Genomic DNA, 25,726 nt, shown 5'->3' on the forward strand with positions numbered 1-25,726 from the left:
TGGGGGACATATGAAAGATTCATTGGCTTTGCAGGCCGTCGCGCGCACGGACGATGACGCTATCCGCGCCATATTGGAAGATGTGTGCCGGATCACGCAAATGGGATTTGCCGCAGTCGCCCGCGTGACGGAGGATCGGTGGATAGCCTGTCAAGTGCTCGACAAGATTGAGTTTGGGCTGGACCCCGGCGATGAACTGAAGATCAAGACAACGATCTGCGACGATATTCGCCAGTCGGGTGCTTATGTCGTGATCGATCATGTCGATCTGGACATGGACTGGCGCACGCACCACACGCCTATGCTCTACGGTTTCAAAAGCTATGCGTCCTTCCCGATCCTGCTTGCGGACGGCAGCTTCTATGGAACCTTGTGCGCCATTGATCCCAACCCCAAGTCGGTGAGCGGCGCAGAGGTTGTCACAGCGATGCAGGCCCATGCGCAGAAGGTGGCGGAGATTGTGTCTGCCCGGATCGACATCGCCTCATCCGAGGCATAGGAGGCGCGCTCAGGCCGGATTGACGAAACTGTCCATCACCCGCTTGCGGCCCGCTGTCTCGAAATCGATTTCCAGCTTGTTGCCCTCAATCTCCGCCACGGTGCCATAGCCGAATTTCTGATGGAAGACGCGCAGGCCCACGGTCATGTCGTCGCGACCCTTATTACCCAGTGAAACGGCTGAGGTGCGCGCCTCCACGATGCGGACGGGTTCGCGGCTGAACTGGCCGGAGGATTGCGCGCGTTGCCAGCCGGGACCGCGCCCCGTGCTGCGCTGAACATCGGCGAAGGGGTCGGCGCGTTCCGACCAGTTGGCGCGCCATAGCGACGCCCCGCCCGCCATGCTGCTATCCTCGTTCACATTTTCGGGTGGCAGTTCGCCGACGAAGCGGGATGGAATGGAGCTGGTCCACTGGCCGTAGATCCGGCGGTTGGCGGCGTGCAGGATGATGCATTTGCGCCGCGCACGGGTGATCGCGACATAGGCGAGGCGGCGTTCCTCCTCCAGTGCATTGAGGCCGCCTTCGTCCAGCGCGCGTTGCGAGGGGAAGACGCCCTCTTCCCAACCCACAAGGAAGGTAGTGTCGAACTCCAGCCCCTTGGCCGCATGGATGGTCATGATCGTGACCTTGCGCTCCTCGGCCTTGGCATCATTGTCCATGACGAGGGATACATGCTCCAGAAAGGCACCCAGCGTCTCATATTCCTCCATCGCGCGGGCGAGTTCGGACAGGTTTTCGAGGCGACCGGCGCTTTCGGTCGTGCGTTCGGCCTGAAGCATGGCGGTATAACCGCTTTCGTCCAATATCTGTCGCGCGAGTTCGGCATGGGGCAACTGAGCCGCGCGGTCCCGCCAGCGGGCGAGGTCGCCGATGAAGCTGCCCAGGGCGCGGCGGGCCTGCGGCGTCAGTTCGTCAGTGTCGAGGATACGCGCGGCCGCCAGCATGAGGGGCGTGCCCTCTGCGCGGGCGAGGCGGTGCAGTTTCTCGACCGCCTTGTCGCCAAGGCCGCGCTTGGGAACATTGACGATACGCTCGAACGCCAGATCGTCGGCGGGCTGGTTGACGAGGCGGAGATAGGCGAGCGCATCGCGGATTTCGGCGCGCTCATAAAAGCGGAATCCACCGACGATGCGATAGGGCAGGCCGATCTGGATGAAGCGGTCCTCGAACTCGCGGGTCTGGTGCTGGGCGCGGACAAGGATGGCCACATCGTCCAGTGAACCGCCCTTGCGCTGGATCTGCTCGATTTCTTCGCCGACGCGTCGGGCCTCCTCAGGCCCGTCCCAGATGCCGACGACTTGTACCTTTTCGCCATCCAGCTCCTGCGTCCAGAGTGTCTTGCCAAGGCGTCCGCCATTCTCTGCGATCACCCTGGATGCTGCGGCCAGGATATGTGGGGTGGAGCGATAATTTTGTTCCAGGCGGACGATGGTCGCGCCCGGAAAATCCTTTTCAAACCGCAGGATATTGGCGACTTCTGCACCACGCCATGAATAGATGGACTGGTCGTCGTCGCCCACGCAGCAGATATTCTTGCGCTCCTGCGCGAGCAGGCGGAGCCAGAGATATTGGCTGGAGTTGGTGTCCTGATATTCGTCCACCATGATATATTTGAAGCGCTGCTGATACATGGCCAGCACTTCCCGATCTTTCTTCAGGATCGTCAGAACATGCAGTAGCAAGTCACCGAAATCACAGGCATTTACCTCACGCAATCGCGCCTGATAGGCGGCGTAAAGCTTCTGGCCCTTGCCATTGGCGTAGCCCTCGCTCTCGCCTGCATCGATGTCCTCCGGCGTCCAGCCCCGGTTCTTCCAGCGGTCGATCAGTCCGCCCAGTTGCCGCGCGGGCCAGCGCTTGTCGTCAATCCCCTCCGCCTGGATCAACTGCTTCATCAGGCGCAACTGGTCGTCCGTGTCAAGGATGGTGAAATTGGATTGCAGGCCAACCAGCTCGGCATGGCGACGGAGCATCTTTGCCGCGATGGCGTGGAAGGTGCCGAGCCAGGGCATCCCCTCCACCGCGTTCCCGATCATGCGGCCGACACGCTCGCGCATTTCGCGCGCCGCCTTGTTGGTGAAGGTGACGGCCAGGATTTCCGAAGGCCAGGCTCGGCGGGTGGCGACCAGATGCGCGAGCCGCGCGGTCAGCGCCGCCGTCTTGCCCGTACCCGCGCCCGCAAGCACCAGCACCGGCCCCTCCGTAGTCAGCACGGCTTCGCGCTGCGGCGTGTTGAGGCCGCGGAGATAAGGTGGATCGTCAGGCGAGGGGGCAGGGAAGGTCATATTGTCCTGGACGTAGGGAAAGGGGTAGAGCCGGACAAGAGGCGGGCGAGGGGCAAGCCGTTTGCGTTGCTCCTCGCTATATGAGAACAAAAAGAGAATCAATGGAGGGTGAGATGGTCAAGGGCAACTGTCATTGCGAGGCGATCAGCTATGAGGCGTCAGGCGATCCGGTCTATAGTGCGCTGTGCCATTGTTCGGATTGCCAAAAAAGTGCCGGTGCGCCGATGGTAGGCTGGACATTGTTTCCTGAAGGTCAGGTGACGATCAGCGGCAAGCCGGTCTTGTATCAATCATCGGAAGATGCGACCCGGCATTTCTGCGGGAATTGCGGCACCGGGCTGTTCTACACCAATCTAGTGACCTTTCCCGGCATGATCGACATACAGACGGCGACGCTGACCGATCAGTCTGTTTTCCCGCCTGCTATCCATGTCCAATATGTCGAAGCCGCACCGTGGATGGAGGGGGCTGGCGCTTTGCCCAAATTCGACCGCTATCCGGCATAGGGCTTCGGTCTTTCCTTTCCTCAACTGATGGCGTGCCGGGACCGCTTCGTCGCTGAAGCGGAACGGGTGCGTCATGGTCTTTGTTCTTGTCCCATGCCTTCGCGGCAGAACAGATAAGAACAGGAAAGGATATTTCCCATGAAGAGCCTGATGCTGGCGGGTGCCGCCATGCTGACCTTTACAATCGGTCTGCCCGGGGCTGCGGTTGCTCAGATGTCCGCGCCCTCCCAGGCGCCGGGCGCTCAACCGCCACCGTCGCCGGGTTCAGCCATGCCGCCGACGGGAGAGAGTGCGCCCATGCCTGCGCCGCCTGCCGCGCCACCTGCGGGAGCGGACCCCAACGCCGCGCAACCGACGGGTGCCGTTCCCGCCGATCCGGGCATGGCGCCAGCCCCAGCGGGAGCGCCGAGTGATCCAACTGCACCGGTAGGGTCGTCCGAAAACCCGGTGACGGTGGGTGGCAACATGACGCCCCCACCGGCAGAGGCGAAGGAATATCCGCTGTGTAGCAAGACGGTGCAGGACAGTTGTATGAATCCGGGTGAGGCGAAGCGGTCGAAAGCGAAAAAGCGTCGCTGAATGAAGCAGGCCATCGGGGCAGGGCGGCTATATGAGTGCCCCCAGCCCCGATCGGTCATGTGCAACATTGGGCGCGTGGAAGCGGGTTGGCGGATTTTCTGATCGCCGAGCAAGTGGGCGCTTACGCGTCCGCTTGCTCCCCCGCGCGCAATAGCGTGATCCGCGCTTTGCCGACATCCCGCACGGTGTCCACGGTAAACCCCTTGACGACGACATCCTCGCGCCGGTCGGTTTCGATACTGATCCAGGTGGCGGGGCCGGTCCAGCCGAGGCGGGCCAGCTTGTCGAGCGCCACCGCGCCTGCGCCACTGGCATAGGGCGGGTCCATGAAGATCAGGTCGAGAGGGGCGGGCGCCCGGCCTAGTGACAGGACCGAAGCCTGGCGAATGTCAGGGCGTATGCCCAGCCTGTCGCCATTGGCGCGGATCGAGTCGGCGGCGGCCTTGTCCTGCTCGACGAACAGGCAGGTGGCCGCGCCGCGCGAGAGTGCCTCGAACCCTAGAGCGCCTGATCCAGCGAAAAAATCGCCTACGGCCAGCCCCTCGAAATCGCCGATCCGGCTGAGTAGCATGGAAAAGAGCGTTTCACGGGTACGATCAGCGGTGGGCCGTGTGAGATCACCCTTGGGCGCGACCAACGGGCGGCCGCGCCATGTTCCGGAAATGATCCTCATCCCTGCTTCGTACTTTTCCTGAGAGTGGCGCGAAAAGCGTCCAACTCATGCTGGCGCACCTCTTCGACTGCGCCAGATGCCAGGTCGCCAAGCCCGAACGGGCCATAGCTGGTGCGGATGAGTCGATTGACCTCCAGGCCCAGATGTTCGAGCACGCGACGGACTTCGCGGTTCTTGCCTTCGGTCAGGGTCATTTCGATCCACTGGTTCCGGCCTGTTCGGCGTTCCAGATTGGCTTCGATTCGGCCATAATGCATGCCGTCAATCTCTACACCGTCGAACAAATCCTCCAACTGCTGCTGGCTGACCTCGCCAAAGGCGCGGGCGCGGTAGGTGCGCGGCACGCCGCTGGCGGGCAGTTCCATCTGGCGCTTGAATTCGCCGTCATTGGTCATCAGCAACAGACCTTCGGTAGTCATGTCGAGGCGGCCAATGGGCATCAGGCGTGGCAGGTCCGGGGCCAAAATGTCGTAGATGGTCGAACGGCCGCGCGGATCACGCTCTGTCGTCAGGTAGCCGGAAGGCTTGTGGAAAAGGAACAGGCGTGCTGGTGCAGGGGCGCTGACCGCCACGCCATCGACAGTGACGCCGTGGAGCGTGTCGAGCAGTGTCGCGGGCGTTGTCAGCGCTTCGCCGTTCAGGGCCACGCGGCCATCCTCGATCATTCGCTCGACTTCCCGGCGGGAAGCGATGCCGGCGCGGGCCAGTAGTTTGGCGATGCGCTGCGGACCCTCACCCTCCGTTGCGCCGACGCGCGCGGGGTGCGGGTTCGTGTTCGCGAGACGCGGCTTCTTGGGACCAATGGGCTTTGAGGCCCAAGGCTTGGCGGAGGCACCGGACAAAGCACCCGTCTTACGCTGGCCGAAGACTGGGCGAGCGGCACCCGGTGCTGTCGGCTTGCGGCCTGTGCCCGGTCTTTTTGGTGGCCCGGATTTTTTTGGCGGTTCCAGGGAAGGGGTTCCTTTTCGTGAGCGCGTGTCATCCCCATATAGCAGGCACGCGTGAAATGACGAATGGTGCCGTCTCCAAGCCTGCGCGAGGGGACCGGCGGCGCTAAAGGGAAACCGGCAGGCCGCCCGCAGCGTTTATCATGGACGCATTGGCGCAAGCAGGGCGGATCGGCAAATGCTTTTCGGACGGGAATTGATTACGCGGGTCGTTGGCGGACGGGACAGGGCCATCCACACGATCCTGATCGTCGAGGATGAGCCGCTTGTCGCGTTCGATAACGAGCATCTGCTGGTCCATTCGGGATATGATGTTGCCGCGACCGTCGATAGCTATGACCATGCCATCTCCGCGATTGATGCGGGTGGGATCGACCTGGTGATTGCCGATATCAGTTTGCGGGGTGAGCGAAACGGGGTGGATATTGCGCGCTATGCCCATGCCCTCGCCATACCGGTCCTGTTCGTTACCGGCGCTTGTCCCGCCGACGCGCAGGCGCTGGCGATCGGGTGCCTCGCCAAGCCCTATTCGCAGCGTGACTTGCTGCTGGCGATCGAGGTAGCGGACGCCCTGATGCGGTCCACCCAACCGCCGCGGCCCCCTGTGGGCATGAGTGTGTTTTCGCAGGTCGCCTGATTTCACGCTTCTGTCGCTTGCCAGTCCGGTATTTGCCCATATGGTGGCGCCGGATCGCGAATAAGGGGCAAGGCAAGAATGACGCAGGTCGCGCAAGGAACGAAAAGCTGGCTGGATGCGCTGCGCCCCTATGGTGAGCGGGCCCCGCTGGCGGCGCTGGCGCTGGGCATATCATCCGGTTTCCCCTTCGCGATGATCGGCGCCAATCTGGCGTCGCGGCTGGCGCAGGACGGCATCGACAAGAAAAGCGTTACGGCGTTCAGCCTGGTGCTGCTGGCCTATAATTTCAAATGGTTATGGGCCTGGGTTATTGAAGGGGTTCAACTGCCCGTGCTGCATTGGCTGGGGCAGCGCGTGTCGTGGATGCTGTTGACGGGCATCCTTGTGATGGCGGCGGTTGTCAATCTGGCGTTCGTCGATCCGTCGAGCGACATCATGGCCACCGTTCGCGCCGCTATCCTGCTGGGTATTGCCGGGGCCACGTTCGACATCATCATCGACGGCTATCGCATTGAGATATTAAAGCCCGAACAAATGGGCGTTGGCGCAGGCATGTCGCAATATGGCTGGCGCATAGGCGCGGCCGCAGCGGGTGCTTTGGGTTTGGTGATTGCCCAGCATTGGAACTGGACGATCGCCTATATCGTCTGCGCGGGCTTTGCCTTGCCGGCGATGATCGCCGCGTTGGTGGTGGGGGAACCAGAAAGGCACCATCCGATCGCATCGCGAAAAAGCGGGGGCGAACTGGTGCAGGCGATCATCGGACCGTTCGTCGACTTTTTCCGGCGCAAGGGTGCGTTGCTCGTGCTGTTGTTCATCATCGTGCATAAGATCGGCGATACGCTTGCCAACCTGACATTCCGACTGCTTTTCAATGACCTTGGCTATACGAACGACGAGATTGCAATTTATGACGTCGGAGTGGGGTTCTGGGCCTTGCTGGCGGGGATTTTCGTGGGCGGCATCCTGTATGCGCGATTGGGGTTGAAGCGCTCGGTACTGATCAGCCTGATCCTGATGGCGATATCGAACTTCAGTTTTGCGGGGCTTGCGGCAGCGGGCAAGAGCAACATGGGGATGGCGGGCGCGATCGGGTTCGAGAATTTCGCGAGCGGGATCGGCGGTGTCGCGGTCGTCGCCTATTTCTCGGCGCTATGTGATCTGCGCTTTACCGCCGCGCAATATGCAATGATCTCCGCTGCGGCGAGCATTGTCGGGCGGTTCCTGACGGGCACGACCGCAGGCTCTCTGATCGAGCGGTTCGGCTATGTCGATTTCTACCTGCTGACCACTGCGCTGGCCGTGCCGGGCATCATCCTCTTCTGGTTGATGATGCGGAGCGGCCTGATCGACGCCAGCGTCGGCAGTGCGGGGAGGGAGCGTGCCCCAACTGATCAGGCCGCAGATTCTTAACCCGCCGCGTAGAGGTCGAGCGGGCGGCCCAGGTCGCCATAGCTTTGCGCGACGGCCTGAAGGCAGGTGAGCGCGCCCAAGGCGTTGTCATTGTCAAGCAAGGTCGTAAGGCGGTGATAGGCTGCGGGAGCATCGTTCAGCGCTTCGCCGACCGCCTGCATGATCTGCGCCTCATCGCTGGTCATCCGGGCGCAGCAACAGGGGGCGACCAGGATCTTGCGGCTGGATGCGCGCGCCATTTCCAGCATCATCGCGCGCATCAGCACCAGTGGACGGCGATAGCTTTTGCCGAAACCGCCCAGCATCGCATGGGCGGCATGGGCGTCATTCACGCCCGCACTTGCCATCCGGCGCAGCGCAAAGAGGAACAGGCGATTGCCATAGCCGCAGGGCGGCATGATCTGATGCTGGGCTGTCGCGGACTGGTTTTCTTGCATGGCGCGCCTTCCTTCTCTCCAAAGACTGGAAAGGAAGGTACGCTATTGCGAGTCAATCGCAAGTAAAAAAGAAAGCTTTGCGATCAGTCGGGCAATTGTGCGTTCAACCGAAGAATCTGGCCTGCCAAATAGAGGGAGCCGCCAATGAGGATGCTGGGTGGTCGCGCGCCCTGCGTGGACATGGCGATCGCGTTGATGGCCTGTTCCGGGCTGTCATGCGCGGTGCAGCCGATCGACCAACGCGCCGCCACTTCGGCAAAACGTTCGGCCGGATGATGATCGTGGCCAGGAACGGGCAGGGCGTGGATATGCCCGATCTTTCCCGCGAAAGGCGCGAGGAACGCCTCCACATCCTTGTTCGCCAACATCCCGATGATGAGGTGCAAAGGCTCGCCTGCCAGCCGTTCCTTGGTGAAGAAGGCGCCGATCGCCTCGCCCGCGCCCGCATTATGACCGCCATCGAGCCAGACGGTGCTTTCAGGGGGCAGCGGTGATAGCAGAGGCCCGTGGTCCAGCCGTTGCAGCCGCGCGGGCCAGTGCGCCCAGAGCGGCGCGGCTTTCAGTGCGGCCTCCGACACCGGGACGACATCCTGATGCCGCAACATGGCGAAGGCGAGCGCGGCGTTCATGGTCTGGTGCGCGCCGGGCAGGCGCGGCAGCGGCGTTTCGATACGTCCCTGCGAATCGCGATAATGGAGGCGGTTGCGATAGCTGGCCGCGTCCCATGTGTCGCCCATCGACAGCCATTGCGAACGGGCGCGCGTTACCGCCTCCAGCAACACGGGGCGCAGGGTTTCGGAGTAACGCTGGGTGACGAGGGAGACGCCGGGCTTTGCGATTCCGGCTTTCTCTGCCGCGATCTGCGCGAGGCTGTCGCCCAGGAAGGTCTGATGATCGATGCCGAGTTGGGCGATGCCGCAAATAACGGGATCGACAAGCACGTTGGTCGCATCGAGCCGCCCGCCAAGGCCAACCTCGACGATGCAGGCGTCGGCGGGATGTTCGGCAAAGGCGAGGAAGGCGGCGGCGGTCGTCACCTCGAAAAAGCTGGCATCGACGCCCTCAGCAATGTCCAGCACCCGCTCCAGATAGCGGGCGAGTGCGGCATCCTCGATCAGGGTGCCGCCGATGCGAATGCGTTCGTTGAATCGGACGAGATGGGGCGAGGTGAAGACGTGAACGCTCTTGCCGTCCGCCTCCAGTGCTGCGCGCAGGAAGGCGCAGGTCGATCCCTTGCCATTGGTGCCAGCAACATGGAATGTTGGCGGCAATGCGCGATGCGGATCGCCCAACCGCTCCAGCAGTCGTGCTATCCGCTCCAGCCCCAGCGTGTCGGCACCGGGCGAGAGCGTCCATAGCCGGTCAAGCTGTGCCTGCACATCGGCACTGTCGGAGATGGCATGATCTGGCACGGCGTTGCTCCCGCGCCGCCGGTCAGGCCGCCGCCGCGGGCGTCAGATAGCCGATCACCCGCGCCAGCGTGTCGCGCAGGTTGTGACGTTCCACCACCATGTCGAGCATTCCGTGGTCGAGCAGATATTCGGCGCGCTGGAACCCCTCGGGCAGCTTTTCGCGGATCGTGCTTTCGATGACACGCTGGCCTGCAAAGCCGATCAGCGCGTTCGGTTCGGCGATCTGGATATCGCCCAGCATCGCATAGCTGGCGGTGACGCCGCCGGTCGTCGGATCGGTCAGCACGACGATATAGGGCAGACCCGCCGCGTGCAGCTTTTGAATGGCGACGGTCGCGCGCGGCATTTGCATCAGGGACAATATCCCTTCCTGCATCCGTGCACCGCCCGCCGCAGTGAAGATCACATAAGGGCTTTTATGGGCGATCGCGTCGTTGACGCCCTGAATGAAGGCTGCGCCCACGCCCATGCCCATCGACCCGCCCATGAAGGCGAAATTCTGGACACCCATGACCAACGGCACGTCATCGATCGCGCCGCGCGCGTTGATCAGCGCATCCTGATCGCCGGTCGACTGGCGTGCGGCCTTGATACGGTCGGGATAGCGTTTGGAATCGCGGAATTTTAGCGGATCTTCGGCGACCGAGGGTGTGGGCAGCAGAATGAATCCGGGGTCGAGGATCTGTGAGAAGCGTTCCGCCGGGCCGATCCGGCCATGATAGCCGCAGCGTGGACAAACCGAGAGATTATCCTCCCACTCCTTGATGAACACCATGTCGCTGCACGAAGGGCATTTATGCCACAGCGTTTCGGCGGTTGTGTCCTTCTTGGCAATGAAGGGAATGGCGTTACGTACCCGATTGATCCAGCTCATGCGGCATTCTCCCGGCCGATCGCCCGGCCAAGCGAACCGGCGCTGACGAGCGCGTCCTTGAGCGAAGCGACGAAATCCTTGACGAAGGGCGCGGCGGCACCCCCGTGCGAACCGATAATGTCGACAATGGCAGAGCCGACGATCACACCATCGGCGATCCGACCGATGGCGGCGGCCTGTTCCGGCCCGCGCACACCGAAACCCACGGCGATCGGCAGGTCGGTCGAGGGACGCAGCCGCGCCAACGCCATTTCGATCGTGGCGTGCGCGGCCTGTTGCTTGCCAGTGATGCCAGCGACTGCGACTTGATAGAGAAAACCGCTGGCGCCATCGAGGACGGCGGGCAGGCGCACGGCGTCGGTGGTCGGCGTCGCCAGGCGGATGAGGTGGATGTCAGCGTCACGCAGCGCAGGGCCGATTTCCGCGTCTTCCTCCGGCGGTACATCGACGCAGATGACGCCATCGATGCCGGCGGCCTTGACTTGCATGGCGAACCAGTCGGCCCCGCGTACCAGCATGGGATTGGCATAGCCCATCAATACCAGTGGCACGTCAGGGTGCCGTGCGCGAAAAGCGGTGGCGATGGCGAGAATATGGGCGGTTTTTGTGCCCGCACCCAGACTGCGAAGGTTCGCCAGTTCGATCGCGGGGCCATCGGCCATCGGATCGGTGAAGGGCATCCCCAATTCGATGATGTCAGCGCCGCCTTCGACAAGTGCGTCAAGGATATTGCCGGTTGCATCAGGCGTAGGATCGCCAGCGGTCACAAAGGTGATCAGCGCGGCGCGGTTCTGCGCTTTGCAGGCGGCAAAGCGGGTGGCCATCCGGTCCATGCTCATATCTCCACCCCCAGCGCGGCGGCAACGGTGAAGATGTCCTTGTCACCCCGGCCGGAGAGATTGACGACGATGATCTTGTCCGCGTCCATCGTCGGCGCGACCTGCTCGGCGGCAGCGATGGCGTGGGCGGATTCGAGTGCGGGGATGATCCCTTCCAATGACGAAAGGGTCTGGAAACTGGCCAGCGCCTCGTCATCGGTGATGGGCATATATTGCACCCGGCCGATTTCGTGCAGCCAGCTATGTTCCGGGCCGATGCCGGGATAATCGAGGCCCGCCGAGATACTGTGCGCCTCGGTGATCTGGCCATCCTCATCCTGAAGCAGATAGGTGCGGTTGCCATGGAGGATGCCAGATGCGCCACCCGCCAGGCTGGCGGCGTGCTTGCCGGTCAGGCCTTCGCCCGCAGCCTCCACACCGATCATGGCGACGTCCGCGTCATCCAGGAAAGGGTGGAACATGCCGATGGCGTTGGAGCCGCCACCGACCGGCGCGATCAGCAGGTCGGGCAGGCGGCCTTCGGCCTCCACGATCTGCGTGCGGGTTTCGGTACCGATCACGGACTGGAAGTCGCGGACCATCTCTGGATAGGGATGTGGCCCTGCGGCGGTGCCGATGATGTAGAATGTATCGTGGACGTTCGAGACCCAGTGACGCAGAGCATCGTTCATCGCGTCCTTGAGGGTCTGGGAACCGGACGTGACGGAAATCACCTCTGCACCCAGCAGCTTCATGCGGAAGACGTTGGGTTGCTGCCGCGCGACATCCTTGGCGCCCATGAAGATGGTGCATTTAAGGCCGAACAGCGCCGCCACGGTCGCGGTCGCGACGCCATGCTGGCCCGCGCCTGTTTCGGCGATGATCTTCTCTTTGCCCATGCGACGGGCGAGCAGGATCTGGCCGATGCAATTGTTGATTTTGTGCGCGCCGGTGTGGTTCAGTTCTTCGCGCTTCAGATAGATTCTCGCGCCTTTGCCCGGCTCGGCTTTCGCCCGCACGCTCTCCGTGAGGCGGCTCGCATAATAAAGCGGATTGGGGCGGCCGACATAATGTTTCAGCAAATGCTGAAACTCGTCATGGAAGGCCTGGTCCACCTTAGCCGCCTTATAGACGCGCTCCAGTTCCAGGATCAGCGGCATGAGCGTTTCGGCGACATAGCGCCCACCAAAAGCACCAAAATGGCCGCGTTCATCGGGCTGGCTTCGCAGGGAATTTACTATGGTCATGATGCTCCAGCCGCTTCGCAGAAGGCGATGATCTTGTCCACCGCCTTAATGCCCGGCGCGCTTTCCACGCCAGAAGATACGTCGATCAGGGGCGCTCCTGTTAGGGTCAACGCCTCAGCCACATTATCGGGGCCAAGGCCGCCGGACAAACCCCAGGGCAGGACGGGACGGATGCCGTGCAGCAGCGTCCAGTCGAAGCGCAGGCCCATGCCGCCGGGCAGCGCCGCGCAATCGGGCGTCTTGGCGTCGAACAGCAGCATGTCCACCGCGCCCGCATAGGCGCAGGATGCAGCGATGTCGGCGGCGGTCTTGACCGAAATCGCCTTCCACACCGGCAGGCCGAAGCGCTGGCGGATGGCGGCGGCGCGGGCAGGCGTTTCCTTGCCGTGAAGCTGGAACGCGGTCAGTCCGCCGGTCGCCACCAGTTCGGTTAGCAACTCATCATCGGGATCGACCACCACGCCGACGCGATCGACATGGGAGGCAATGGCGGCAAGGGCGCGCATCTGGCCGGGCGCGACGTGGCGCGGGCTTTTAGGGAAGGAGACGAACCCAACATGACTCGCCCCGGCGCGGATAGCCGCGCCCACGGTGTCGGGCGTGGACAGCCCGCAAATCTTGATGGCGAGTCGGGACATGGGGGCGCTTTAGGCGGTTGGTGCCGTAAGGTCCATGTCGTGCAAGGCCAACCACTGGTCGGCATGGGCGATGCAGGCCGCGCCCAGAAAGGCGTCAACGGTCGCGACCAGTTCCTCCTGCTCCATCGTTCTGGGATCGAGGGGAGGATGCCAGAAGAGTTTGAAATGCGGGCCTTTGGTACGGGCGAGGTAGAAAGGGAGGAACTGCGCGCCCGCCGCCTTGCCCAGCCGTAGCGCGATCGAGAGATTACCGGTTGGTTCGAGCGGGCGACCAAAGCGGGGGAAAGCGACTTGCTGTTCGGCGCGCTCGTCCACCAATATATAGAGCATCGCCCGATCCTTCTGCGTCAAATGGCGCAGGATCGTGCGGGCCGCGCCGCTATTGCCGGTGATGGCTTCACCCATATAGCTTTCACGCGCGCGCTTGAGCATCGCGGCCTGTGCCACATTGGGCGGCGGATCGTAGACGCCAAGGCCCGGCCGGTCGGTCGCGTCCTTCAGATGCGCGGCCATCAGATCCCAATTGCCGATATGAGTAGTGAGGAAGATCATGGGGCCGGGGGCGGCGAGGGCGGCGCGATAGGCCGCTTCCTGATCGATCTCCACATGGGCGGGGTTCACCAGCCGGTCGATATTGGCCAGTTCCGCCATCGTCTGGCCCACGTTGAACCAGCGGCGGGTGAGCATTTTTTCTTGCTCGGCCTGCGGAATATCGGGACACAGAAGCGCCAGATTGGTGCGGGCGCGAGCGTCACGCAGTCGCATCCGGCGGCGGGCGACATGGGCGGAGAGCCAGCCGCCAAGCCATGAAGCGATCGACGCGGGCAGCAGGCGGCAAAGCGCGAAGAGGAAGGGGCTGGAGAGCATCGGGCGGTCAGGTGCGGCCGGAAGCGGTGCGATTGGCAAGGATCATGCTTTGGGTCATACACGGCTGCGTTGAACGGTAAAGACCATCGGTGACTATGATATATTTGGGGCTTGTCCTGTGGGCGTTTTTCCAGGCGCTGAGCGTCATCGGGGTGCTGAACTATTGGCGACACCTGCCAGCCGATCGGAAGGTCGAGGGACCGGACGGCGCCGTTGTGATCCTGAGTGTGCGGGATGACTGGGATGGCGGAGCGGACCTGATCGCAGGGTTGGAACGACAGGAGGGCGCCCGCTTTCGCCTGTTGATCGCGACATCTGGCAATTGCCCGGCAGCGATGGCGCTGGCGGCGCGGCATCCCGGATGGGTTGAGGTGATCGCAGCCGGGGTGGCGAACGACGAGGGACAGAAGGTCCACAAGATCCGGGCAGCGCTGCGGGCGTTGCGGGCCGAGGATCGCTATCTGGTCTTTATAGACGCAGACATCGCGCCGCCTGCACGGCTGGTCGGGCGGCTGCTGTTTCCGTTGGTGCGGGGCAAGGCGGAGGTGGCGACCGGCTATCGTTTGCTGCTGCCCGCGCGTCTGGCGCTGGGGTGGATCGGGGCGGTGGAGATGCAACTGGCCACTTTGCCGCGTCCGGCCAATGGCACCATGCCCTGGGGCGGGGCTATGGCGATGAGGCGGGATGCGGCGGAACGGCTGGGGCTGGAAGGCGCGCTTGCCGGGCGGCTATCCGATGACATGACGCTGGGGCTGGTGGCGCGGCGGGCAGGGTTGCGGCTGCGGCCGGTGCGTGACCTATTGGTGGCTACGCCGCTGGACGGAGGGTTTGGGGCGGCGCTGGATTTTGGGATGCGGCAATATCGCCATGTGCTGACCAACAGTGCGCGGATGTGGGCCGTGGCGACCGGCGTTGTTGCGTTGCAGGCGCTTGGGTGGGCCTTTGCATTCGGATCGTGTCAGTGGGTGGCGATCTCCATCGGTTATGGCGCTGCATGGATTCGGGTGGCGGCGCGAGCGCGAATCCTGCGCTCCGTGCTGGAGCCGGAGCATATGCGCGCGGTGTGGCGATCACTAACATGGGATGCGGTGGCGCCATTCTTGGTGGTCTGGGCGCATCTTGCGGTGCAGCTGGCTGCTTCGGTCTCGCGCCGCATTGGGTGGGGCGGTTATGACTATTGGGTCAGGGGTGGCCGGGTCGTGCGGATGGTTCGCTCGCGAGGGTGACGATGGCTGTCAGAACCCAGCCGGGAACTGGTGCCGTCCGGCTTCATCGAGCCGCAGGATGACTTTTCCGGCCATCGCGCTGATCGGCAACGGCGCATAGAGGTGCGGGAACAGCGCGCCGCCACGCGAGGGGTCCCAGCGGATCGCTTCGGCAAGCGGGGCCAGATCGATCATCACCATGACCAGGGAATCCTGCCCGGCAAAATGCTTGGCCGCTGTTTCCGCTGCCTGCTCGCGCGTGGACATGTGGATATAGCCGTCCGCAAGGTCGACGGGTGCGCCGTGGAAAATGCCGTCCGCCTTGAACTGGGCATATTGGTCGGCGGTCAGGATCTTGAATGCAAAAAGGTCAGCCATGACAAATGCAGAGCAAATTCGAGTGACCCGCGCAACCGCTTCCTTGAGGGAAGGCCAAGAGCCTGCGAGTGGTAGTGGCGGGAGGGGCGTGGTACGGCTAGGGCGGCGGCTATGAAAATGGAAGCGCCTTTGCCTGTCGAACTGTCGCAGTCCCCGCGTTTGGCGGTCATGCCCTGGACGCATATGCTGCTGGCGCTTGCGGTAGTAGCGATCTGGGGCAGCAATTTCGTGGTGATCCGGATAGCGCTCGACCATTTGCCGCCGCTGTTGTTCGCGACGCTGCGCTTTTGCCTGGTGTTCTTGCCTGCCGCGTTCTTCGTGAAGCGGCCAGCCGTGGCGTGGCGCTGGTTGGCGCTTTATGGCGTGGCCATCGGTTTCGGGCAGTTCGGCCTCATCTATATCGCGGTGGGGGGCAAAATGGCGCCGGGGCATATCTCGCCCGGCCTCGCCTCCCTGGTGGTGCAGGCACAGGTATTCTTCACTATCGGGCTGGCGCTGTATTTTAGTGGCGAGCGTATTCGGGGCTTCCAGATCGCGGCGCTGCTGCTGGCGATTGCCGGGATTGGCGTGATTCTGGCCCATAGTGACGGAACGACCACGCCTTTTGGCCTGTTGCTGACGCTGGGCGCGGCGATCAGCTGGGCCATCGGCAACCATGCGGCCAAGGCGAGTGGGACGACCGATATACTGGCGTTCGTCATCTGGTCAGCACTGTTTTCGATCCCGCCGCTGTTGGTGGCGACGCTGTTGATGGAGGGGCCGACGGCGATCGTTGCCGGGCTGGCGCAGGCCAATGCACTGACCTGGGGGGCGGTGCTATGGCAGACGGTGGCCAACACATTGTTCGGCTATGTCGCCTGGGGCTGGCTGTTGGCGCGGCACCCGGCGGCTACCGTGTCTCCTGTGGCGCTGCTGGTGCCGGTGTTCGGCATGGGCGCGTCGGCGCTGCTGCTGGGCGAGGGGCTGCCCGCGTGGAAGCTGATCGCGGCGGCGCTGGTAATTGGTGGGCTGGCGATCAATACGCTGTGGCCGATGGCGTCACGCTTACCCGGTTATCCATGGCGGCGGGGTGCGGTGGATTAATTGGGTAAGGAGCGGACTGGCGGTTTTCTGCCAGGAACGGCAAAAGCGCACATTCGTTTACGGGCCGGCGTTCACGGGCCGGTTTATGCGCCTTTCTTTTTCTTCTGATCGATCAGGACCGCCTGTTGCCATCGGCCTGGCGCCTTATCGGTGCGGTGAATGCAACCTGCCCAGCAGCAGGGCCGCTTCTTTCCTTCCAACAGTTCGTCACAGGTTCGTTCAATGCGGCGTTGGCGCGTCGTAGGCTGTTTTGCGTCATCAACCCAGCAGATGAACTCATTTCGACCGAGCGGCGTCAGGCTTTCCCACAGCCCAAAGACCTTTGGATCCGATTGCAATGCCGCTTGAAGGTCTGCAAGTGCTTCATGGACAGTGCCATGGGGAAAAGAAGTTGCCACGAAACCTCCATACCACGCCCTTATTCATTCTGAAATGCCGGATGACGGCTTAGAACGCTTCCGATCAACGCCTTAGATCGCCAGCGGCACGCCCGGTACATTCTTGGCCGTGCGGATGGTGAGCGACGTCTTGACGCTGACGACGTTCGGCGCCGGGGTGAGTTTCGATGTCAGGAACTGCTGGAAGCTCTGAAGATCTTTTGCGACGACCTTCAGGATGAAATCGATCTCGCCATTCAGCATATGGCATTCGCGCACTTCGGGAAGGGTGGCGATATGGTCCTCGAATGCCTTGAGGTCGGCTTCCGCCTGGCTTTTCAGGCTGACCATGGCAAAGACAGTGATGGTGAAGCCCAGCATCCCCGGATTGACCACCGCATGATAGGCGGTGATCGCGCCCTGATCCTCCAGCGCGCGGACACGGCGCAGGCACGGCGGTGCCGTCAGGCCGACCTTGCGCGCCAGTTCAACATTGGTCATCCGCCCGTCTTGTTGGAGTTCGGCTAGAATCTGCATGTCGATGTCGTCGATATTCGCGCCGGCCATATAGCTGCTTATTTCCTGTCTTGTTACTGTTCGACATAATAATAATATTTCAGGACATTGCAATTGTCCCACTATGCGACGTTCGAAAAGACTGCGGAAACCGCCCTTTCCCTTTTCCGCGGGGGGGCTTATTCCTATTCCGCCGGTGACTGGCGCGCCAGGGAAGCGGCGCTGTGCCATTGCCGACCATGGGGATCAATTTGCGTTTCAACGATCTTATGAACACCGTGCTGGCAGCGGGCGAACGGAGCGGTCTGGGGGCAGTCACGCTGTGGCGTCAGTGCGTGGATATGCTCGCCCAACATGACCGGCCAGACCGTGCTGGCCTGCCCGAGGAAGACCGGGCGGCGCTGTTGAAACGGCTGGAGGGATTGCGCTCGGCCCTTACCGAAACACAGCGGATGGCCAGCGTTGTTGAACTGGGCAGCCGCCTGCGGTCGCCCACGCTGGTGACGTTTTTTGCACAGGATCGCGCGTCTATCAGCGCGGCGGCGATGGCACGCGCGCAGTTGCCTGATGCGGTGTGGCCAGATCTGATGTCCCGGTTGACGCCGACCGCGCGCGGGGTTCTGCGCGCACGGCGCGGGCTGGGGCCTGAGACGCTACGGGCGCTGGAGGCGTTTGGTTCCGCCGATCTGGTTTTGACCACCGATGTCGAACATATCGTCGAAATGGACCTGACGGCTGAGATGATGGTCCAGCCTGGCGTTCATTCCATTGCGGAGGCACGGGCGGAACGACCGACGCGCGCGCCCTTGATCGACGCCGAGCCAGCGATCGTCACGCCGCTGGTGCCCGCCGATCAGATACGTAATCTCGTCGATCGGATCGAACGTTTTACCAGCAGCCGACGTCCGTTCGAGTCCAGCCCTGACGAGGCGGGTGACGCGGAAGAGGCGGCTTCGTTCGCATCGCCCGACACCGTCGCGCCCATAGAGGTGGTGCGCAGCTTCACGTTCGAAACCGATGTGTCGGGCACGATCATCTGGGTTGGTGAGGGGCCGCGTGCAGCGCTCATCGGCCTGTCGCTGGGCGAAACAGCGCCGGAGGGTGGCAGCGGTCCCGATGGCCATGTAGCAGGCGCTTTTGCACGGCGTAGCGGCTTCCAGAATGCGCGCTACACCATCGTTGGTGGTACGATGGCGGGCGAATGGCGCATGTCGGCCATTCCCTTTTTCGAACCTCGTTCGGGGCGCTTTCAGGGCTTTCGAGGGCAGGCGCGCCGCCCGCACATGCATGAAGTGGCGCCCGCGCCATCGAACTCGCAGGGTGTGCTGGCGGGGCTGTCCCCTGACTCGCTGCGGCAACTGGTGCATGAACTGCGGACCCCACTGAACGCCATATTGGGCTTTGCCGAGATCATCGAACAGCAGTTGTTCGGTCCGGCGGACGAATCCTATCGCAGCATGGCGGGCAAGATTGCCGTCGACGCGCGGCATTTGCTGGCGGCGTTCGATGATCTGGACCTGGCTGCCCGCGTTTCGCGCGGGGAAGAGGGAAGCGAGCCACGGCCGGTCGACCCCAGCCTGCTGGTTGCGCAGGTTGCGGCCCGCTTTCGCGGTGAAGCGCAGAGCAGCGCGCGGATGATCGATATCGTCAGCGCCCCCGACCTGCCCGATGTCCGTATCGACCCGGTGCAGGGCGAGCGCATGGTGCAGCATTTATTGCGGACGCTGATTTCCGTGGCTCCGGCAGAAGAGCCGATCACGGGCACTTGCTGGTTTTCCTCGAGTGCGGCGCGTGACCGGGTCGTGCTGGCGATCGACAGGCCTTCTTCCCTCGCGGGTATGGAGGAAGCGCAATTGCTTGATCCCGGCTATCTGCCGGATGGGGAGTGGGCTGATGGCCCGCTGCTGGGTCTGGGGTTCTCGCTGCGCCTGATTCGCAGTCTGGCAACGGGCAGCGGCGGCAGCCTGGCGATCGACGCCAATCGCTTCCTGCTGGCGATGCCGGCGGTCGTTGGAAGCCAGGGTGACGAGGTTGGGCAGGCCTGACATAGCTACGGGAGCTTGGCGAAACCCTCTGGCAACCATTGGCTGCTAGGGGAGGGCGATGAGCATTTCTTCCCATGATGGCGGCCTGTTGCTGCCCCCGGACCCGCAGGACATGATTGCGTTGCCGCCCGCTTTCGGCACGCGCTTCATGTTGTTTGTGGATACGGAAGAGGAGTTTGACTGGGATCAACCCTTCCAGCGCACCGGACATGGCGTCACCGCACTTGAAGGCATGGCGCGGGGCCAGCGTTATTTCGCCGCTGCAGGCGTGAAGCCGGTCTATGTCACCGACTATCCGGTGATCGACAGCGATGCCGCTGCCGATATGATGGGGCGATGGCTGGCGGATGGCGCGGCTGACATTGGCGCACACCTGCATCCCTGGGTTAATCCGCCGCATGTGGAAGCGGTGTCGGCGCGCAACAGCTATGTCGGCTTTCTGCCGGAACAGACTGAGCGGGCGAAGCTGGAGGCGCTGTGTCGGCGCATTGCGGACCGTTTCGGCACGCGACCGATCGCCTATCGCGCGGGCCGCTATGGCGTCGGTCCCAACAGTGCGCGGTTGCTGGAGGATGCGGGCTTTCGCCTCGACAGTTCGGTTCGCAGCCGGTTTGATTATAGCCGTCAGTTCGGTCCGGATTTCCTGGGTTTGCCGCAAAATCCCTATTGGACCGGGCCTGCGCGTGCGTTGATGGAACTGCCGCTGTCCACGGCGTTTACCGGTTTGATGCGGGGGGCAGGGGAGCGGCTCTATAATGCGACGCGGGCGCTGGGACCGCTCGCAGGCGCCATGGCGCGTAGCCGCTTGTTGAGCCGCGTGCCTCTGACGCCTGAGGGCATACCTGTCGCTGACGCGATCGCCGCGATCGATGCGCTGATCGAAGAAGGCGTCCGGGTACTTAATTTCAGCTTCCATTCGCCGACGCTGGAGCCAGGGCATACGCCCTATGTCCGCACTGAACACGACAGAACGGCCTTTTACGCCTGGTGGGATGCGGTCCTGGCCCATCTGGCGCGACGTGGCGTGAGGGCCGCGACGCTTGATCAGTTGCTGGATGCTGCGCAGGAGGGCCGCAGACACTCTTGCCAAGCGGCCTGACGCGCTTTATCGCCCGCCAGCAGCAGGTTGCAGTCAGTCGTGATGTCGCCGGCTGCAAGGATGTTCCGCGATTTCCGAGATACTGTACGGGAATCGCTTTAAGGTGGGGCCTGTAGCTCAACGGTTAGAGCTGGCCGCTCATAACGGCTAGGTTGCGGGTTCGATTCCTGCCGGGCCCACCATATGCTTCACAAGTGCCTGAAAAGTCGTATATTTCCGAAAAATTTGGCTTTCCTGATTGCGCTGTACCATTTAACTGTGGTGCATGGACGATCTTGATTTGGCATAGCATCTCGATCTTTCAGTATCTCCAAAAGCGTGTGCCCGTAGACTTGGCCGCACTTTTCACATGCGTGCCCACCATCGCAGATATGGCAGAGCTTGAGATCCCCGGACAGGGCGCCACATGCGATCAGGGGCCGAGAGAGGTGGTATAAGATGAAAATCCGTTCGTTCATTTGGGCCACCACCGCATTTCTGATGTTGGTGAGCACAGCGCAGGCGCAACCTTCTCCGGCTGAACTTTATGGTTCGCTGTTCGAGCGGGTGCAGATGGAAAAGCTGTTCCCCGACGGCAAGACCTTCGTGGATGCGACGCCCCGTGCCGATCCGGACGCAATCATGGTCGCCTATCGCCAACAGCCACCGCGCGACAGGGAAGCGCTGCGCGCCTTCATACTCGCGCATTTCACCGTTCCCGGCGTCAACGATCACGACGCAGCAGATCTGCGCGACCATGTCCGCAGTCTGTGGTCCACGCTTATCCGTCAGCCGGTCGTGCCCAAGGCTGGTAGTTCAGCGCTGCCGATGCCCGCACCCTTTGTCGTTCCAGGCGGACGCTTCCGCGAGATGTACTATTGGGACAGCTATTTCACCATGCTGGGCTTGGCCGTTGATGGTCAACAGCCGCTGATCGAATCGATGCTGGCGGATTTTACCGCGACCATCGAAACGCAGGGCCATATCCCAAATGGTATGCGGACCTATTATCTCAGCCGCTCCCAGCCGCCTTTCTATGCGCTGATGCTCGACCTGTCGAAAGACGACAGTCGCACGCTTGCCGCTCGCCGCCTGACCGCGCTGCGCAAGGAACATGATTTCTGGATGAAGGGCGCATCCTGCCTTGATGCTGATCGCGCCTGCGCGCGCGTAGTTAAGATGCCCGATGGGAGTCTGCTCAATCGCTATTGGGACGATCGCGACACGCCGCGCGATGAAAGCTGGGCCGAAGATGTAGCAACCGCTGCGCAGGCGGATGCGCCAAAAGCCGTCACCTATCGCCATCTGCGTGCTGGCGCTGAGAGTGGCTGGGACTTCAGTGCACGCTGGTTCGCCGAACCGCAGAAGATCTCGACCATCCGCACGACAGACATCGTACCCGTCGACCTCAACAGCCTGATGCTGGCAATGGAGCAGCGGATCGAGCTGCGTTGCCGCGCCGCAGGTGATACCATTTGCGCGAATGACTATGCCGCTATGGCGAAGCGCCGCAAGGCTGCCATCGATCGCTATCTCTGGGTGGGGCGTGAGGGCCGTTATGCGGACTGGGACCGCAGAGCCAGGAAGTCGACGGCTGTTGTTTCGGCGGCCACCCTCTATCCGCTCTTCGTCGGAGCGGCCTCACCGGAGCAAGTGAAGGCCGTGTCGGCCACCGTCCGCACGACACTGCTCGCCAGCGGGGGGCTTCGCACCACGCCCATCCCTACAGGTCAGCAGTGGGACAGCCCCAACGGCTGGGCGCCGCTGCAATGGGTGGCGATTGATGGCCTTGCCCGCAATGGCGAAACGGCGCTCGCGCGCGATATCGCTGGTCGCTGGATAGGCACGGTCGCGGCAGCCTATGCCGAAACCGGCAAGATGTTGGAAAAATATGATGTGGAGGAGCGGCGGCCGGGCGGCGGCGGTGAGTATCCCCTGCAGGACGGCTTTGGCTGGACCAACGGAGTCGCCAGCGCGATTTTGGACCGCTATCCCGACATCATGGCTGGTTTCCAGTTGGAACATTCCAGGGCCGCAGCAGTGAACTAGAGCATGATTCGATCAGACTGAATCGGATCAGGCTCCATTTATCTTTTGTTTTCCGTATTTTCCGAGTCAGCAGCAGATGCCATCTGCTTAGAAAATGCTCTAGGCAGCCGCTCCAACATTAATTTTAAGACCGGAGAAGGGTTTTCCGAAAACTGTGAATTTCACCGTCAATTCGGCGCCTTCCTTTCCTGTCGGAAAATCTCCAGGAGCGGCCATCACTGCGGGATAAAGATCGCCGTGTCGGCTTTCACCCTGTCCAGAGCGATCAGGGAACGGTAGCTTCGAACGCTGTCATTTTCCCCGAACAGACGGCGGGTCAGGCCTTCATAGGCCCGCATGTCGGAGGTCACGATCACTAGCACGAAGCTGACTCCGCCGGTCGCGAAATAGCATTGCTGCACTTCAGGCACTTCGCGGAACAGCGCTTTGGCTGCGTCGACACTGGCTGATCTTTCGTCATGCAAATTGACCTCGACGATGGCGGTGATCCCAAGCGAAACCGCTTCCGGTGCCACGATCGCCACATTGCCAACGATGACCCCGCTCTTTTCCATGGCGGCAATGCGCCGCTGCACGGCGGCGGCCGACAGGTTCACCGCCGCCGCTATCTCGCGCTGGGGCGTCTTGTTATCCTTCTGGATGATCCGGAGAATGGCCCGGTCGAAGGAATCGAGGTGGCGGTGGCCAGAAAGTGTCATGTAGCGAGTAATTGTTGCATTTGGGTGCTCAATCAAGAGCGCATGGCTCTCTCGATCGATGATATCGCTCTTGCTTGTCAGCAAGAAGACGGGACATGGAAATCAGCACAACAGCGCCGGTCGGGCGGAAAGCCACGCTGTCGGGCATTTCCTGCGGTGCTGGAGCAGGGGCCTTGTGGGGGCTGGTGTTTCTGGCCCCGGAACTGGCCCGCGATTTCAGCCCGCTGGAACTGACCATCGGACGCTCTGTGGCCTATGGTGCTGTATCGGTGATCCTGATCGCCCCCTATTGGCAGTCTCTTAGGCAGCGATTGAAGGCGAGCGAATGGCGCTCGCTTGCCTGGCTCTCTCTGGCTGGTAACATCCTCTATTATATCCTGCTGTCTACTGCGGTGCAGACTGGCGGCATCGCCATGACGTCGCTCATCATCGGCTTCCTTCCAGTGGCGGTGACGATCATGGGCAGCCGCGAGGCCGGTGCAGTCTCGCTCCGAAAGCTCGCACCTTCGCTGATACTGTGTGCGGCGGGCGCCGGTTGTATCGGCTGGCAGGCGCTGGCTCTGCCGTCATCCGGCGCGGTTTGGACGCAGATCTTCGGCCTGTTGAGCGCCGTCGGCGCGCTCATATCCTGGACCGCCTATGCGGTCGGCAACAGCCGGTGTCTTTCCCGTCTCGACCGGATATCCGCGCATGAATGGAGCCTGCTGACCGGCATGGTGACGGGCGCGCAAAGTCTCGTCCTGATCCCGATTACCCTGTGGCTCGGCGGCATGTCCCACGATGGTCCGGCATGGATCCGCTTCGCCGTCATTTCCATGGGGATCGCTCTCCTGGCGTCGATCGGCGGCAATGCGCTTTGGAACAGGGTGAGCCGACTGCTTCCGTTGACACTGGTCGGGCAGATGATCCTGTTCGAAACATTGTTCGCCCTGATCTATGGCCTGATATGGGAAGGACGGATGCCGACAATGCTGGAGGCCGCAGCCTTCGGTCTGGTGGTCGCAAGCGTCCTTGCCTGTATAGCGGCACACGGCATATCGGCTGCAAAGCAATCACCAGTGCCCGATAAGACATGTCTCGACGCCGCGTGACGAACCATAAGTGACCGGGAGAATGACGATGCCGACAACCGCCGAAAAGCGCGCCGCCTTTCGCAAGCTGCACGAAGACGGGTTCTTCATCATTCCGAACGCCTGGGATGCGGGCAGCACCATCCGCCTGACACGACAGGGCTTCAAGGCCATCGCATCGACCAGCGCAGGCGCGGCATGGGCGGCGGGCAAGGAGGATGGCGAACTCAGCCGTGATGAAGTCCTCGCGCATCTCAGGCTGCTTGTTGGCGCCACCTCCCTGCCGATCAACGCGGACTTTGAGAATGGCTTTGCCGACAGTCCCGAGGGCGTGGCCGCGAATATGGCCATGGCGGTTGAAACTGGTATCGCTGGCGTTTCGATAGAAGATTGGTCGGGCAGCAGGATGTACGATCGCACCCTGGCTATCGAGCGGACTGCAGCGGCGCGCGCCGCGATCGATGCCGTCGATCCGACTGTCATGTTGATCGGTCGCAACGAGAATTTTCGTGTGTCCGACATGCCCGTTAGCGACAGCATTGATCGCGCCGTCGCCTATGCAGAGGCCGGGGCTGATTGCCTGTTCGTCCCCTTCATCCTCGATCCCGGAGCGGTCGCGGAACTGGTGGCGGCGGTCACTCCGAAACCGGTGAACGTGGTCGTGCATGATTTTGATGAGAGCATTCGGGCATTTGCCGCGCTTGGTGTCCGGCGATGCAGCGTGGGCGGCAGCCTGGCCCAGCGCACATGGGCAGCGCTCGATGAAGCCGCTGCGACGCTGAAGGCTTGTGAGAGATGACATGGGGAAAGGGCACAGAAAATTCGTTCATGAAAATATTCCTTTTTATCGCGTTTAGACTGTTTCGACTTCGACAAGATCGGCGGTTGCCGGGATCAGGTTGAGGCTGCGCATATCGGCCATATATTTATGGATGAACGCCTCATCGATATGCGGGACCAGGGGGGGCGGCCCGGAGGCCGCGCACGGCCTCGACGAAGCGGCGCGAACTGGGATGCGCCGGAGTGGGGTCGGCTGGCTCTGAAAACCGGCAGGCCATCATAATGGGCGCGCGCGGCTGCCATCCGGTGCAGCGCGATAGAATGAGGCCGGGGTCATGTCCGGCACTATGACGCTGAACAACAGTCTGGCGAACATGTCGGGCACGGTGATCTGCTGATCTCTGCGGCCCCTTCGAGTAAGACATGCAGCACGGGGCGCCCGTTGCTGACGATGTTCACGGCACATCCATCGTCGATTTCGATGAGGTCCGTCGTGCTATCCAGCACGCGCAAATCGCGAGGCAATATTTCGCTCAGGCCAGACATGCGCATTCTCCATCGGGGCGAGGAACGTCGACACCGCGTCCCCCGCGCCACAATCAGCATCATCTCTC

At 62.4% G+C, this 25,726-nt stretch carries 26 protein-coding genes and 1 tRNA gene; 13 read left to right on the forward strand and 14 right to left on the reverse strand.

The window, feature by feature from the left end:
* Nucleotides 1–10: 10 nt before the first annotated feature.
* Nucleotides 11–499, forward strand: a complete 489-nt coding sequence (locus WFR25_RS11280; RefSeq protein ID WP_336970984.1) for a GAF domain-containing protein — start codon at nt 11–13, stop codon at nt 497–499.
* A 9-nt stretch (nt 500–508) separates the two neighbouring features.
* Here WFR25_RS11280 and WFR25_RS11285 read toward each other — a convergent pair whose 3' ends face one another.
* Nucleotides 509–2,785 carry an ATP-dependent helicase gene (locus WFR25_RS11285; protein WP_336970986.1) on the reverse strand — a complete coding sequence of 759 codons (2,277 nt, stop codon included), beginning with the start codon at nt 2,783–2,785 and terminating at the stop codon, nt 509–511.
* Between the two features lie 113 nt (nt 2,786–2,898).
* On the opposite strand from WFR25_RS11285, the gene WFR25_RS11290 reads away from it, so the two are divergent.
* Both WFR25_RS11290 and WFR25_RS11295 read left to right on the forward strand, forming a co-directional pair.
* On the forward strand, nt 2,899–3,291 hold the full coding sequence (locus WFR25_RS11290; protein WP_336974872.1) for a GFA family protein: 393 nt from the start codon (nt 2,899–2,901) through the stop codon (nt 3,289–3,291).
* 138 nt (nt 3,292–3,429) lie between these two features.
* Entirely contained in the window at nt 3,430–3,870 is a 441-nt protein-coding gene (locus WFR25_RS11295; protein ID WP_336970988.1) for a Fe-S oxidoreductase, read from the forward strand.
* Nucleotides 3,871–3,991: 121 nt separating this feature from the next.
* Here the strand turns inward: WFR25_RS11295 and rsmD are convergent, their stop codons facing one another.
* Complete coding sequence (gene rsmD / locus WFR25_RS11300) at nt 3,992–4,543, reverse strand: 16S rRNA (guanine(966)-N(2))-methyltransferase RsmD (protein WP_336970990.1); 552 nt, start codon at nt 4,541–4,543, stop codon at nt 3,992–3,994.
* Nucleotides 4,540–5,493, reverse strand: coding sequence for a pseudouridine synthase (locus WFR25_RS11305; protein ID WP_336974874.1), 954 nt, complete (start codon nt 5,491–5,493; stop codon nt 4,540–4,542). Before WFR25_RS11305 ends, rsmD begins: the two co-directional genes overlap by 4 nt.
* Nucleotides 5,494–5,668: 175 nt before the next feature.
* Here WFR25_RS11305 and WFR25_RS11310 point away from each other — a divergent pair, with 175 nt between their 5' ends.
* On the forward strand, nt 5,669–6,127 hold the full coding sequence (locus tag WFR25_RS11310) for a response regulator (protein WP_336970992.1): 459 nt from the start codon (nt 5,669–5,671) through the stop codon (nt 6,125–6,127).
* Nucleotides 6,128–6,205: 78 nt separating this feature from the next.
* Nucleotides 6,206–7,540, forward strand: a complete 1,335-nt coding sequence (locus WFR25_RS11315) for an AmpG family muropeptide MFS transporter (protein WP_336970994.1) — start codon at nt 6,206–6,208, stop codon at nt 7,538–7,540.
* Here WFR25_RS11315 and WFR25_RS11320 read toward each other — a convergent pair.
* The 7 genes from WFR25_RS11320 to WFR25_RS11350 form a co-directional block, all read right to left on the reverse strand.
* Entirely contained in the window at nt 7,537–7,977 is a 441-nt protein-coding gene (locus tag WFR25_RS11320) for a DUF6628 family protein (RefSeq protein ID WP_336970995.1), read from the reverse strand. The two genes, WFR25_RS11315 and WFR25_RS11320, sit on opposite strands and share 4 nt — an antisense overlap.
* Before the next feature lie 83 nt (nt 7,978–8,060).
* Nucleotides 8,061–9,389: a bifunctional folylpolyglutamate synthase/dihydrofolate synthase gene (locus tag WFR25_RS11325; RefSeq protein WP_336970997.1), complete on the reverse strand. Its 1,329-nt coding sequence runs from the start codon at nt 9,387–9,389 to the stop codon at nt 8,061–8,063.
* A 22-nt stretch (nt 9,390–9,411) separates the two neighbouring features.
* Entirely contained in the window at nt 9,412–10,263 is an 852-nt protein-coding gene (accD, locus tag WFR25_RS11330) for an acetyl-CoA carboxylase, carboxyltransferase subunit beta (RefSeq protein ID WP_336970999.1), read from the reverse strand.
* Nucleotides 10,260–11,096 carry a tryptophan synthase subunit alpha gene (gene trpA / locus WFR25_RS11335; protein WP_336971001.1) on the reverse strand — a complete coding sequence of 279 codons (837 nt, stop codon included), beginning with the start codon at nt 11,094–11,096 and terminating at the stop codon, nt 10,260–10,262. Before trpA ends, accD begins: the two co-directional genes overlap by 4 nt.
* A gap of 2 nt (nt 11,097–11,098) precedes the next feature.
* Nucleotides 11,099–12,328, reverse strand: a complete 1,230-nt coding sequence (gene trpB / locus WFR25_RS11340) for a tryptophan synthase subunit beta (protein ID WP_336971003.1) — start codon at nt 12,326–12,328, stop codon at nt 11,099–11,101.
* The gene (locus WFR25_RS11345) at nt 12,325–12,966 is read right to left on the reverse strand and encodes a phosphoribosylanthranilate isomerase (RefSeq protein WP_336971005.1); all 642 of its coding nucleotides are present in this window, start codon (nt 12,964–12,966) and stop codon (nt 12,325–12,327) included. The genes trpB and WFR25_RS11345 overlap by 4 nt, the downstream gene beginning before the upstream one ends.
* A 9-nt stretch (nt 12,967–12,975) precedes the next feature.
* Entirely contained in the window at nt 12,976–13,833 is an 858-nt protein-coding gene (locus tag WFR25_RS11350; RefSeq protein WP_336974875.1) for a lysophospholipid acyltransferase family protein, read from the reverse strand.
* A gap of 95 nt (nt 13,834–13,928) precedes the next feature.
* Here WFR25_RS11350 and WFR25_RS11355 point away from each other — a divergent pair, with 95 nt between their 5' ends.
* Nucleotides 13,929–15,059: a glycosyltransferase gene (locus WFR25_RS11355; protein WP_336974877.1), complete on the forward strand. Its 1,131-nt coding sequence runs from the start codon at nt 13,929–13,931 to the stop codon at nt 15,057–15,059.
* Between the two features lie 9 nt (nt 15,060–15,068).
* On the opposite strand, the gene WFR25_RS11360 is transcribed toward WFR25_RS11355, so the two are convergent.
* Nucleotides 15,069–15,416: a DUF952 domain-containing protein gene (locus tag WFR25_RS11360; RefSeq protein WP_336971006.1), complete on the reverse strand. Its 348-nt coding sequence runs from the start codon at nt 15,414–15,416 to the stop codon at nt 15,069–15,071.
* Nucleotides 15,417–15,527: 111 nt separating this feature from the next.
* On the opposite strand from WFR25_RS11360, the gene WFR25_RS11365 reads away from it, so the two are divergent.
* A complete protein-coding gene (locus WFR25_RS11365; RefSeq protein WP_336971007.1) occupies nt 15,528–16,499 on the forward strand; it encodes an EamA family transporter in 972 nt (323 codons plus the stop codon).
* A gap of 83 nt (nt 16,500–16,582) precedes the next feature.
* Here the strand turns inward: WFR25_RS11365 and WFR25_RS11370 are convergent, their stop codons facing one another.
* Complete coding sequence (locus WFR25_RS11370; protein WP_336971008.1) at nt 16,583–16,897, reverse strand: YdeI/OmpD-associated family protein; 315 nt, start codon at nt 16,895–16,897, stop codon at nt 16,583–16,585.
* A 72-nt stretch (nt 16,898–16,969) separates the two neighbouring features.
* On the reverse strand, nt 16,970–17,443 hold the full coding sequence (locus tag WFR25_RS11375; protein ID WP_336971009.1) for an Lrp/AsnC family transcriptional regulator: 474 nt from the start codon (nt 17,441–17,443) through the stop codon (nt 16,970–16,972).
* Between the two features lie 188 nt (nt 17,444–17,631).
* On the opposite strand from WFR25_RS11375, the gene WFR25_RS11380 reads away from it, so the two are divergent.
* The 4 genes from WFR25_RS11380 (at nt 17,632) to treF (ending at nt 22,564) form a co-directional block, all read left to right on the forward strand.
* Nucleotides 17,632–19,437: a sensor histidine kinase gene (locus tag WFR25_RS11380; RefSeq protein ID WP_336974878.1), complete on the forward strand. Its 1,806-nt coding sequence runs from the start codon at nt 17,632–17,634 to the stop codon at nt 19,435–19,437.
* A 58-nt stretch (nt 19,438–19,495) separates the two neighbouring features.
* Entirely contained in the window at nt 19,496–20,536 is a 1,041-nt protein-coding gene (locus tag WFR25_RS11385) for a polysaccharide deacetylase family protein (RefSeq protein WP_336971010.1), read from the forward strand.
* Nucleotides 20,537–20,642: 106 nt separating this feature from the next.
* Nucleotides 20,643–20,718, forward strand: a tRNA-Ile gene (locus WFR25_RS11390).
* Nucleotides 20,719–20,974: 256 nt separating this feature from the next.
* On the forward strand, nt 20,975–22,564 hold the full coding sequence (gene treF, locus WFR25_RS11395; RefSeq protein WP_336971011.1) for an alpha,alpha-trehalase TreF: 1,590 nt from the start codon (nt 20,975–20,977) through the stop codon (nt 22,562–22,564).
* A gap of 215 nt (nt 22,565–22,779) precedes the next feature.
* Here treF and WFR25_RS11400 read toward each other — a convergent pair whose 3' ends face one another.
* The gene (locus WFR25_RS11400) at nt 22,780–23,262 is read right to left on the reverse strand and encodes an Lrp/AsnC family transcriptional regulator (protein ID WP_336974880.1); all 483 of its coding nucleotides are present in this window, start codon (nt 23,260–23,262) and stop codon (nt 22,780–22,782) included.
* 95 nt (nt 23,263–23,357) lie between these two features.
* On the opposite strand from WFR25_RS11400, the gene WFR25_RS11405 reads away from it, so the two are divergent.
* The gene (locus WFR25_RS11405) at nt 23,358–24,353 is read left to right on the forward strand and encodes a DMT family transporter (protein ID WP_336971012.1); all 996 of its coding nucleotides are present in this window, start codon (nt 23,358–23,360) and stop codon (nt 24,351–24,353) included.
* Between the two features lie 28 nt (nt 24,354–24,381).
* A complete protein-coding gene (locus tag WFR25_RS11410; RefSeq protein ID WP_336971013.1) occupies nt 24,382–25,131 on the forward strand; it encodes an isocitrate lyase/PEP mutase family protein in 750 nt (249 codons plus the stop codon).
* Nucleotides 25,132–25,726 lie beyond the last annotated feature (595 nt).

The sequence above is a fragment of the Sphingobium aromaticiconvertens genome (genome assembly GCF_037154075.1).
GTDB classification, from domain to species: domain Bacteria; phylum Pseudomonadota; class Alphaproteobacteria; order Sphingomonadales; family Sphingomonadaceae; genus Sphingobium; species Sphingobium aromaticiconvertens.